11 protein-coding genes are annotated in these 11,345 nt (G+C 41.1%); 2 read left to right on the top strand and 9 right to left on the bottom strand.

Translation table 11 applies throughout. From position 1 onward, the window contains the following. The 6 genes from AB685_RS22590 to AB685_RS22565 form a co-directional block, all read right to left on the bottom strand. On the bottom strand, window positions 1–139 hold a 139-nt coding region (locus AB685_RS22590; protein ID WP_131709645.1), incomplete at its 3' end, for a helix-turn-helix domain-containing protein. Window positions 140–287: 148 nt separating this feature from the next. Continuing rightward, window positions 288–1,430, bottom strand: a complete 1,143-nt coding sequence (locus AB685_RS22585; RefSeq protein ID WP_047972831.1) for an acyl-CoA dehydrogenase — start codon at window positions 1,428–1,430, stop codon at window positions 288–290. Between the two features lie 14 nt (window positions 1,431–1,444). Further along, on the bottom strand, window positions 1,445–2,587 hold the full coding sequence (locus tag AB685_RS22580; protein WP_047972830.1) for an acyl-CoA dehydrogenase: 1,143 nt from the start codon (window positions 2,585–2,587) through the stop codon (window positions 1,445–1,447). Window positions 2,588–2,650: 63 nt separating this feature from the next. Further along, on the bottom strand, window positions 2,651–3,502 hold the full coding sequence (locus AB685_RS22575; protein ID WP_047972829.1) for a 3-hydroxybutyryl-CoA dehydrogenase: 852 nt from the start codon (window positions 3,500–3,502) through the stop codon (window positions 2,651–2,653). A 36-nt stretch (window positions 3,503–3,538) separates the two neighbouring features. After that, the gene (locus tag AB685_RS22570; protein ID WP_047972828.1) at window positions 3,539–4,717 is read right to left on the bottom strand and encodes an acetyl-CoA C-acetyltransferase; all 1,179 of its coding nucleotides are present in this window, start codon (window positions 4,715–4,717) and stop codon (window positions 3,539–3,541) included. A gap of 174 nt (window positions 4,718–4,891) precedes the next feature. Then, window positions 4,892–6,994, bottom strand: a complete 2,103-nt coding sequence (locus AB685_RS22565) for a (Fe-S)-binding protein (protein WP_047972827.1) — start codon at window positions 6,992–6,994, stop codon at window positions 4,892–4,894. A 339-nt stretch (window positions 6,995–7,333) separates the two neighbouring features. Here AB685_RS22565 and cls point away from each other — a divergent pair, with 339 nt between their 5' ends. After that, complete coding sequence (cls, locus tag AB685_RS22560; protein WP_053073921.1) at window positions 7,334–8,530, top strand: cardiolipin synthase; 1,197 nt, start codon at window positions 7,334–7,336, stop codon at window positions 8,528–8,530. 244 nt (window positions 8,531–8,774) lie between these two features. Here cls and AB685_RS22555 read toward each other — a convergent pair whose 3' ends face one another. Beyond that, a complete protein-coding gene (locus AB685_RS22555; protein ID WP_047972825.1) occupies window positions 8,775–9,440 on the bottom strand; it encodes a TrkA family potassium uptake protein in 666 nt (221 codons plus the stop codon). A gap of 210 nt (window positions 9,441–9,650) precedes the next feature. Here AB685_RS22555 and AB685_RS22550 point away from each other — a divergent pair, with 210 nt between their 5' ends. After that, window positions 9,651–10,364: a DUF421 domain-containing protein gene (locus AB685_RS22550; protein ID WP_047972824.1), complete on the top strand. Its 714-nt coding sequence runs from the start codon at window positions 9,651–9,653 to the stop codon at window positions 10,362–10,364. Between the two features lie 13 nt (window positions 10,365–10,377). Here the strand turns inward: AB685_RS22550 and AB685_RS22545 are convergent, their stop codons facing one another. Both AB685_RS22545 and AB685_RS22540 read right to left on the bottom strand, forming a co-directional pair. After that, on the bottom strand, window positions 10,378–11,154 hold the full coding sequence (locus AB685_RS22545; protein WP_047972823.1) for an alpha/beta hydrolase: 777 nt from the start codon (window positions 11,152–11,154) through the stop codon (window positions 10,378–10,380). Between the two features lie 14 nt (window positions 11,155–11,168). Beyond that, window positions 11,169–11,339, bottom strand: a complete 171-nt coding sequence (locus AB685_RS22540; RefSeq protein WP_047972833.1) for a XapX domain-containing protein — start codon at window positions 11,337–11,339, stop codon at window positions 11,169–11,171. Between the last annotated feature and the right edge of the window lie 6 nt (window positions 11,340–11,345).

The following is an 11,345-nucleotide window of genomic DNA, read 5'->3' as shown; positions in this document are numbered from 1 at the left end:
CTTTTGCAATTTCTCTTGTGGTTGTGCGGTGGAATCCTTTTTCAATAAAAAGACGCACGGCTCCTTTAACCATTTGCTCACGACGTTTTTTGACTAATTGCTGATCCTTTAMCATTGAGGGCACTGCTTTTTTTTTCAAACCTGTCAACCTACTTCCTTTTATCGTATTTCTCTTTTTATATGCCAATGGTCTACCTGGCAGTGAGATGCCTCACTGCCCCTAGACCCCTTTATGTTACTTAATAGCATACTAAAAATTGAAGCTACGATCTATCATTTAATGTTGATTAGTCGGCTAACAACATTTTAGAGATAACAAGGCGTTGAATTTCATTTGTACCTTCATAAATCTGAGTAATTTTCGCATCACGCATGTAACGCTCTACCGGATAGTCCTTTGTATAGCCATAGCCACCAAATACTTGAACGGCTTCAACTGTGACATCCATTGCTGTATCACCAGCGAAAAGCTTAGACATCGCAGACTCTTTACCGTATGAAATACCTTCGCTTTCTCTCCATGCTGCTTGGTACGTTAATAGACGACTTGCTTCAATCTTAGTAGCCATATCTGCAAGCTTGAAACCAATCCCTTGTTGTGCACCAATTGGCTTACCGAATTGTTTACGCTCTTTTGCATAGCCTACCGCTGCATCAAGTGCACCTTGAGCGATCCCTACTGCTTGAGCAGCAATTCCGTTACGCCCACCATCAAGTGTCATCATCGCAACTTTAAAGCCTTCACCTTCACTACCAAGCATGTTTTCTTTTGGCACACGGCAATCTTCAAAGATAATTTCAGTTGTAGGAGATGAACGAATGCCTAGTTTCTTCTCTTTTTTCCCAACAGAGAAACCTGGAGTATCTGCTTCAACGATGAATGCAGTCGTTCCTTTATGACGTGCTTCTGGATCTGTTACCGCAAATACGATGTAAATATCAGCAATCCCACCATTTGTAATGAAGATCTTTGAACCATTTAGTACATAATGGTCACCATCAAGAATCGCTGTTGTTTTCATTCTAGCTGCGTCAGAACCTGAACCTGGCTCCGTTAAACCATATGCCCCAATCTTCTTACCTTCTGCCATAGGACGTAGAAATTTTTGTTTTTGATCTTCTGTACCAAATTTATATACCGGCCAGCCTGCAAGCGATGTATGCGCAGAAAGTGTTACACCCGTTGATGCACAAACACGTGATAACTCTTCAACTGCAATACAATAACTCACATAGTCTGCACCAATTCCACCGTACTCTTCAGGCCACGGAATACCTGTTAAACCAAGTTCCGCCATCTTATCAAAGATTTCACGGTCAAAACGCTCTTCCTCATCACGCTCTTCTACTGTTGGTTCTACTTCATTTTTCGCAAAGTCGCGTACCATTTTACGGATCATATCTTGTTCATCAGTTAATAAAAAGTTCATTATGTTTCTCCCCTTTAATCTGCTAGTAAGTGCTTGCTAATCACGACACGTTGAATTTCACTTGTTCCTTCATAAATCTCACAAATTTTCGCGTCACGGAAAAAGCGCTCCACTGGATACTCTTTTGTATAGCCGTAGCCACCAAATACTTGCACAGCTTCGATTGCTACTTCCATGGCTGTACGTGAGGCAAATAACTTTGCCATCGACGCCTGTTTTCCACTGTCCTTACCAAGCTCACGTAGTTTAGCAGCCTGATAGACTAACAGTTTTGAACCCTCTACCTTTGTCGCCATATCAGCAAGCTTGAAGCCAAGCCCTTGCTGTTGCCCAATCGGCTTTCCGAACTGCTTGCGTTCTTTTGCGTAACCAACAGCTGCTTCAAGTGCAGCTTCAGCGATACCAAGAGATTGTGCTGCAATTCCGATTCGTCCTGCATCAAGATTACTCATTGCAATTTTGAAGCCTTCTCCTTCGCTTCCTAGGAGATTACTAGCCGGAACACGCGCATCTTCAAAAGTAAGCTCTGTTGTATTTGAGCCATGAAGACCCATTTTCTTTTCTTTCTTCCCTACTGAAAACCCTGGGGTATCTTTCTCTACGATAAAAGCAGAAATTCCTCTTGAGCCAAGTGTAGAATCGGTTGAGGCAAATACGATGTATACATCTGCTTCCCCACCGTTTGTAATGAACACTTTTGAGCCATTTAAAAGATAATCATCGCCATCTTTTTTCGCCGTTGTTTTTAAGCTGCCGGCATCAGAACCTGCACCAGGCTCTGTAAGTCCAAAGGCACCTAAGTATTCTCCACTAGCTAACTTTGGAATGTATTTTTGCTTTTGTTCCTCTGTCCCAAAATAGAGAATTGGATTTGTGCCAACGGAGGTGTGTACCGATAAAATAACCCCAACTGTCGCACTCACTTTAGATAATTCATTAATAGCAATAATATAAGAAGTGAAATCCATCCCAGCCCCGCCGTACTCTTCTGGAATTGGAATACCCATTAAGCCAAGCTCTCCCATTTTGTTGACAATCTCACGTGGGAACGTCTCGTTTTCTTCCATTTCTTCTATAAATGGCGTAATTTGTTCTTGTGCAAAGTCACGTACCATTTTTCGCATCATGTCTTGCTCTTCTGTAAATCGTAAATTCATCCTCTGCACCTCCAAAATCTGTATGTCTTCTTTTATAGCGGCTGCTTCGCTTTGTTCGATCGCTTATTCGTAAACGTAAAATCCTCTGCCCGTTTTCTTACCTAACCAGCCAGCTTTCACATATTTTCTAAGCAATGGACATGGACGGTATTTGTCATCTCCAAACCCATCATGCAATGTTTCCATAATATAAAGACATGTATCTAGTCCGATAAAATCAGCCAGAGTAAGTGGTCCCATTGGATGGTTCATACCAAGCTTCATCACTTCATCGACTGCCTCAGGCGTGGCAACCCCTTCATACACCGTATAAATTGCTTCATTAATCATTGGCATTAAAATACGGTTTGAAACAAAGCCTGGGAAGTCATTCACTTCTACTGGAGTTTTTGATAATGTTCGTGAAAGATCTTCAATTGCTTGATATACTTCATCTGTTGTTGCAAGTCCGCGAATAATCTCAACTAATTTCATGACTGGAACTGGGTTCATAAAGTGCATACCGATTACTTTTTCCGGGCGGTTCGTAGCAGCTGCAATCTCTGTAATAGGAAGAGAAGATGTATTCGTTGCAAGAATCGCGTGTTCTGGTGCGATTTTATCAAGGTCAGCAAAAAGCTTTGATTTAATCTCCATGTTTTCCACTGCTGCTTCGATTACTAGGTCAACATCAGAAGCATTTTGTAGGTCCGTTGATGGTGTAAGACGTGAAAGAATCTCATCTCGCTTCGTTTCTTCAAGACGCCCTTTTTCAACTTGACGATTTAAGTTCTTTTGAATGGTCGAAAGTCCGCGATCAACAAAATCTTGTTTTAAGTCATGTAAGATCACGTCAATTCCTGCCATTGCATGTACTTGAGCAATTCCTGAGCCCATTTGCCCTGCACCGATCACCATTACTTTTTTCATACYCATGAAGTCTCCACTCCTCTATTTTTGTTAAATGTTTATTTATTTCACTTCAATTAATACAGCATCACCTTGACCGCCACCACTACAAATAGCTGCAATTCCCAGCCCGCCACCGCGACGTTTTAACTCATGTGCAAGTGTTAAAATAATACGTGCTCCACTTGCTCCGATTGGGTGTCCAAGTGCGACAGCACCACCGTTTACATTTACTTTCTCCGGATCAAGCTCGGCAATCTGGTTACTTGCTAGGGCAACCGCTGCGAATGCTTCATTAATTTCAAAAAGATCAATGTCACTAGCGCTTTTTCCTGCTTTATTTAATAGCTCATTAATAACAAGACCTGGTGTCTTAGGGAAATTCTCGGGCTCAATCGCAATCGCATGATGAGCGACAATGGTTGCCAGTGGTTCAATCCCTTCAGCTTTTGCTTTTTCATCTGACATAAGAAGCATAGCTGCTGCTCCGTCATTCACTCCCGGTGCATTTCCAGCTGTAATGGTGCCGTCTTTTCCGAAAGCAGGTCTTAATTTAGCCAAGCCTTCTGCCGTGGTACCAGGACGCGGTGCCTCGTCACGTTCTACTAATACAGGATCACCCTTACGTTGGGGTACTGGTACAGCGACGATTTCCTCATTAAATGTCCCCGACTCAATTGCACTAAGTGCCTTACCATGACTTCTAGCAGCCCACTCATCTTGTACTTCTCGAGACAACGCTAGTTCATCAGCCACTCCATTTCCATAAGAACCCATATGAACAGAACGGAACGAGCAAGTTAAGCCGTCAAATACCATTCCATCAACCAGTTCAACATTCCCCATCCGTGCGCCCCATCTTGCTTTTGGTACGTAGTAAGGAGCATTACTCATCGACTCCATCCCACCTGCAAGAATAACTTCTCCATCACCCGCTCGGATGATTTGATCAGCTAGTGTTWCACTGCGCATKCCTGATGCACAAACTTTATTAATCGTTTCCGTTTTAACACTCCAAGGAATCTCAGCGTTATTCGATGCTTGACGAGATGGTATTTGACCTTGACCTGCTTGAAGTACATTTCCTATGATGACTTCATCCACATTCTCGCCTTTCCAGTTTGCGCGAGCTAATGTTTCTTTTAAAACAATGCCCCCAAGTTCAGACGCTTTTAGGCTACTTAATGCGCCTCCAAATTTCCCAAAAGGTGTACGAGCTCCACTGACAATGACTGTTTTCATCGTTATTCCCCTTTCGATTCATGCATTTATTGACCGAACGCTCGCTCGGTAGAATTGCTGATAAAAAGCGCAAGTGTGATTGCGCTTTCATATGATGTCATAAAACATGAGAGCAGGACTCGCTAGACGCGAGTCGACAACTCTCCTGAATTTTCTACTATATTACTTACTATTCTACTGAACTAGTTCGGTTTCCTTCTTAATAAGTGATTTTTCTAAAATTTCTACAATATCCAACGTTTGTACGTCTTCTTCGACTTCTTTTGCTTTCGTACCATCGCTTAGCATCGTTAAGCAATATGGACAGCCTGTTCCAATCATCGATGGCTCAACTTCAAGTGCTTGCTCTGTACGAGCAACGTTTACACGTTGACCAGCATCTTCTTCCATCCACATCATACCGCCGCCGGCTCCACAACACATTCCGTTTTGACGATTACGATCCATCTCAACCACTTTAACCCCAGGGATCGCAGCAAGAATTTCACGTGGTGGCTCGTATACTTCATTGTAGCGACCAAGGTAACAGGAGTCATGATAAACAATCGTTTCATCGACTTCGTTAGTTGGCTTAATACGGCCTTCTTTAATGAGGTCAGCAAGAAGTTCTGTATGGTGATACACCTCTACTCCTTCAAGTCCGAAATCAGGATACTCATTTTTAAACGTATTGTATGCATGAGGATCGATTGTTACGATCTTCTTCACATTATGCTTGTTGAATAACTCAATGTTTGCACTAGCGAGCTCTTGGAATAAGAATTCATTTCCAAGACGACGTGGTGTGTCGCCTGAGTTCTTTTCTTTGTTTCCGATAATCGCAAATGTAACGCCTGCTTCGTTCATTACTTTAGCGAAAGACTGAGCGATTTTTTGGCTTCGTTTATCATATGAACCCATTGACCCTGCAAAGAACAAGAATTCGAATTCCTCGCCTTTTTTCTCAAGTTCTTTCACGGTCGGAACATGGATATCCTCACGACCCTCGCGCCAGTTTTCACGCTCTTTACGGCTAATACCCCATGGATTTCCTTGACGTTCAATAYTCGTCATCGCACGCTGTGCATCAGCATCCATCTTACCTTCTGTTAAAACAAGGTAACGGCGCATATCAATGATTTTATCAACATGCTCATTCATTACAGGACATTGATCTTCACAGTTACGGCATGTCGTACAAGCCCAAATTTCTTCTTCTGTAATCACATCGCCAATTAGACTTACATCATAACCAGCTGCCGCTTCTTGACCACCAGCACCTTGCATAGCTAGTTGGTTTGCTTTTGTATTAGAGAACGCAAATTCCGGAAGCCATGCAGACTTTGATGTAACAGCTGCTCCCTTTTCCGTTAAGTGATCACGCATTTTAACGATTAGATCCATTGGAGAAAGCATTTTTCCTGTGCCAGTTGCCGGACACATATTCGTACATCGACCACATTCCACACAGGCATATAAATCAAGCAATTGCTTGTGATTAAAGTCTTCAATCTTGTTGTTACCAAATTGCTCTTGCGTCTCATCTTCAAAGTTAATAGAAGATAGACGACCTACTTTATGCGTACGACCCATGAAGACGTTTGCAGGGCCGGCGATTAAATGAGCATGCTTTGATTGTGGAACATACACTAAGAATGTTAATAAGAATAATAAGTGCATCCACCAGAAAACAAAGAACAATCCACCTGCAACAGCTGGAGATACCCAACTAAATGCTGTAGCAATTCCTGATGCAATCGGCTCAAAACCACTCATTGATTTATCAAGCCAGATGATTTCCATCCCTTTTGCGAGTAGCTTCGATGTCATTAATCCGCCAATGAAAATAAGGACTAGACCAGATTTCCACCCACGCTTTAGACGAACAAGCTTCTCAACATAACGACGATAGAAAGCCCAAACTACAGCGATCAAGATCATCACAACAACGATTTCTTGGAAGAACGTAAAGTATGGATACAGTGGTCCAAGCGGTAGATGTGATCCTACTGCTAGCCMTTTCCAAATTAAATCAATTGCGCCAAGCTGCACAAGCAAGAATCCGTAGAAGAACATTAAGTGAATGATCCCGCTCTTCTTGTCTTTCAATAACTTCTTTTGTCCGAACACATTTACCCAAACCGATTCAAGTCGCTCTTTCATAGAGTGATCAAACTCTGCCTTCTTACCGAGCTTGATGTACTCAACACGTGTCATAACGAGTGTTGCAAATAAGTACAACGCATACCCCGTCACAAGTAGAAAGGCAACAAGATTAACCCATGTTAACGCTTCCATCTTAAACGTCCCCCTTTTCGACCTAGCTAAATATTTCTGCTGACACATAAGTTGCTACGTCTAATTTGAATGTTTAGAAAATAATAAATTATTACGGTCATTATAGCACATATTTATGTGAATGAGCATTCAGTCGATAAAAAAGTTAAATTTTTTTTTACAATTTTTATGAGCCATTGACTTTTATCCTTTAAAGCCATTGAGATTCCTTTGGATACGCCATTATTTTCGTGAGATCCACTACAACCTAATGTTTCAATTGGACCCATTGATACATACCACTCTTCTCAGTCGGGCATGATACGAATAAATAAATGTCGTCGCGTAGGAGGTGAGAAGATGAATGGATTGATTATTACACTTGTGCTCATTGTATTGTTATTTACTTGGCTTAGAATGGATTTTGTCTTGGGACAGAAGAAGCAACGTAAGGAAGCAACTCGCCATACTCAAGTTACTCGTTACGGGGATGTTGATTTCCTTGCAACAGGGGATGATTYTTTTGAGGCTTTATTTGCCGACCTTTCTCAAGCAGAGCATCACATTCATCTTCTTTTTTATATTTTCRAGGAAGATCACATTGGAAATAAGGCACTTAAAATTTTAGCAGATAAAGCTCAAGAAGGGGTTACAGTTCGTGTCCTTGTCGATCGTTTTGGTTGTGACCTATCGAGAAAGACCATTAAGCAACTGAGGAAAAAAGGGGTTCGATTTGCTTATTCTCACCCTGTAAGCTTCCCCTATTTATTCTTCACTCTTAATCGGCGCAATCACAGAAAGCTCGTTATTGTTGATGGACGCGTTGGGTACATTGGAGGGTTTAATATTGGAGATGAGTACTTAGGACGTGACCCTAAATTTGGTCCTTGGCGTGATTTCCACCTTCGACTAAATGGGGACGGTGTTCAGGATCTTCAAGAACAATTTTTAGAAGACTGGCAGACGGCTAAGCAAAAATTTGTACGAGAAGAAGCGCTCTACCCAAGTCTTAGAAAAGGCCCTCATCCTTTACGCATCTTACCGACAGATGGGAGTTATCTTGAGGAATCATTTATCTCTTTAATAAGCCAAGCAAAAAAAACAATCACGATCGGTACCCCATACTATATACCTGGAAAACCTTTGCAAAAAGCGCTTATTGAGGCCGCAAAGCGCGGGGTCGATATCCGCTTAATCTTGCCCAAAAAAGGCGACCACCCATTTGTAAAGGAAGCAGCTTTTCCTTATTTCAAGGATTTACTTGTAGCGGGCATCGAAGTATATCAATATTACCGAGGATTTTTTCATGCCAAGGCCATTGTCATTGATACGCAGATGGCCGATGTCGGGACCGCAAATTTTGATAAACGAAGCTTCCATCTTAACCATGAAATCAATTGTCTCTTGTATGATCAAAGGATCGTGCAAGTTGTGTTAGATCAACTCGAGCATGACATTTTCACAGCGCAAAGAATGACAATCGAGACTTTCAACTCACGACCATTCCTTCAACGTGGCAAAGAAAAATTGGCGACATTAATCTCAGGCCTGCTATAAACAACAAAGAGAGGCTGGGACAAAAGTATTTTAACTTATGGAAAATCGAACATTACTGATGCGGTCTATGTATACCGTTCCTGAAATATACTTCGCTTTCCGCGGGAAGCTGGTGAGCCTCCTCGTGGGGTCTCACCTCTGCTTTTCATTCCGTAGGAGGTCTACGTATATTTCATCTGCTCATTTAGCGCTTCGTTCGTATCCTGAGTTAAACCCCTTAGATATGTTCCTGCCCCTCTCATTCTTAAAGTCCCTCGTCCTCAAATCGGTTAATATCTAGTTTATGACCCATTACCACGAGCATATCGCCTTTATGAATAAGGTCATCTGGCATTGGCGAGATATTCATCTCCTCTCCTCGCTTCATAGCAAGGATTGTTACCCCGTATTTCGCACGTACATTTAATTGAACGAGCGTCTTATCATTTACCTTATCTGTTGCGCGAAGTTCGACGATACTATATTCATCTGAAAGGTCAATGAAATCGATCACTTTCTCAGAAGCCATATTATGAGCTATACGACGTCCCATGTCTGATTCTGGATGGACGACAAGGTCTGCCCCGATCTTTTCTAATACTTTATGATGATAATTATTTTGAGCTTTCACCCATACGATAGGAACATTCATTTCCTTWAAAACAAGCGTTGTTAAGATACTAGCTTGGATATTGTCACCAATTGCTACTACTACATGTTCGAAATTAGAGATTCCAATTTGCTTCATCGCATTTTCATCGGTCGTATCAACTTGCATCGCATGCGTCGAGTAAGCAACGTACTCACTAACCTTATCTCCATCTTTATCGATCGCAAGCACTTCATGCCCTCTTTCGTATAACTCTTTACAAACACTTCCTCCAAAACGTCCTAAGCCAATGACTGCAAACTGCTTTTTCTTTTTAGCCATGTCTTACCACTCCTTTTTTWAAAACCATCACAAAGAAATGGTTATCTTCCGTTTTCATAGAGTTAATTTACTCCTGTTAAATCAAGTTGTCAATCATACGTTCATGAAAAAAATGTAAATAGTTAATCACGCTTTGTTATATTGGGTTTTTAGCATAGGCTTTATTCCATTTGGTAAGACTGTTGAAGAAATTCTAAAGTGGAGGGTGCTATGGCGGAACATGTTGAAATTTTGACACGAACGATTGTCGCTTTTACTTCTTTATTACTCAGTGCTAAGTTACTTGGAAAACAAACTATTTCTCAAATGACGACATTCGATTTTATTGCGACCATTACACTTGGGTCGATTACGGCAAACTTAGCATTTAATACAAGTGTGCCTATGCATAATGTACTAATCTCCTTTGTAATCTTTGTTTTGATCATTTATGTGATTGAGTACATATCGATGAAAAACCGTCGCGTACGTAAGTTTTTTGCAGGTCATCCGACGGTCATTATTGAAAACGGGAAAATTCTCGAGGGAAATATGAGGAAGATGCGCTACACGTTAGATTACATGAATCAACAATTACGTGAGAATAATATTTACGATGTAGATGAAGTCCTCGTCGCAATGATTGAACCAAATGGAACGTTAACGGCTTTAAAGAAACAAGAGTATCGGCAAGTGATCAAGAAAGATTTACAACTCGAAAGTAAATCTGAAGACCGGGTCGTACCGGTTGAATTAATAATGGACGGTGAGATTATTAGGCGAAACCTAACAGAGAATAACATCGACTTACATTGGCTGCAATCAGAAGTCTCGAAAAGAAATATCCTTATTAAGGATGTGATGTATGCAGTGTTGGCTCCAAATGGAAAGCTCTATATAGATACATACAAAGACTTTCTCGCTCATCCGATTGATAAAGAATAGATCCAAGCTAATGTTAGACGAGCTCTCTTCGTTTAAGCCATTCGCTAATCACTTGGTTGCATTCATCCTGCCGCTTTGTAGGGACTTGATGAGCAACACCCGATACCAAAACTACCTCTACATCATGTGCTTTTTTTACGAAATCATAGATGTAATGATGCATGATGATATCTTGTTTGCCATAAACCAATAGTAATGGCATGTTAAGTTGATTAAGTCTGTGGATGGATTGATATTCATGACCTATTTTATAGGTTTCACTTAGCCAATTAGGATCAACCTCTTGAATGATTGACTGCATTTCTTTCGCATGAATTTTATTTTTAAAATGAGCTTTTGGGAGAATATAGCTAATGAGAGACATCCATCTTTTCTTCGACGCCCACATACCCAGCTTAAATTCTTTATCTAGCATGAAAGTTGCCACTTCAGGAAAGCCACCCAATAATATTAAGCCAATTGTAATCTCAGGAAATCGCAGAGCAAACTCCTGAGCAATCGAGCCTCCATTTGAATACCCAATAATGATTGCTTTTTTTACACGAAGCTTCTTTAAAACCACTCGTACGCACTCTGCTTGTTCCTCAATCGATAAAGCTTTCGTATTTTTATCTTTGCTATGTCCATTACCAGGTAAATCAAGAACGACCACTTTACCAAGAAAAGATAACGGATATTGATACCGAAAAGTAAGATGGGACATGGCCGGAGGATGAATAAAGACAAGTGGTAGCCCTCTCCCCCGCACTTCATAAAAAATCTTTGTTCCCTTATAAGAAGCGTATGCCATGTCAACCTCTCCTTCTACTTCATAATCATCGGCCAAACCATTTCATAAAGCTTGTACCCTAAATAAATTCCAAATATACCCATAATACCGGGTAGAGCCGGTGGCGCTGGAATTGGTAACTTAATTAAAGCAAAAACAAATCCAACGATTAACCCTGCTATGATAGCTAAAATAATTTCTTGCATTCTTAT

This window comes from Bacillus sp. LL01 (assembly GCF_001037965.1).
The sequence above is the reverse complement of the archived record's forward strand: the minus strand, read 5'-3'. Positions and strand labels throughout refer to the sequence as shown.

What these genes read in the sequence shown, in the direction of transcription:
- AB685_RS22580 (WP_047972830.1), bottom strand. Translation starts at nt 2,587, where the DNA reads ATGAATTTACGATTTACAGAAGAGCAAGACATGATGCGAAAAATGGTA.
- AB685_RS22550 (WP_047972824.1), top strand. Translation starts at nt 9,651, where the DNA reads ATGGCGGAACATGTTGAAATTTTGACACGAACGATTGTCGCTTTTACT.
- AB685_RS22540 (WP_047972833.1), bottom strand. Translation starts at nt 11,339, where the DNA reads ATGCAAGAAATTATTTTAGCTATCATAGCAGGGTTAATCGTTGGATTT.
- AB685_RS22585 (WP_047972831.1), bottom strand. Translation starts at nt 1,430, where the DNA reads ATGAACTTTTTATTAACTGATGAACAAGATATGATCCGTAAAATGGTA.
- AB685_RS22545 (WP_047972823.1), bottom strand. Translation starts at nt 11,154, where the DNA reads ATGGCATACGCTTCTTATAAGGGAACAAAGATTTTTTATGAAGTGCGG.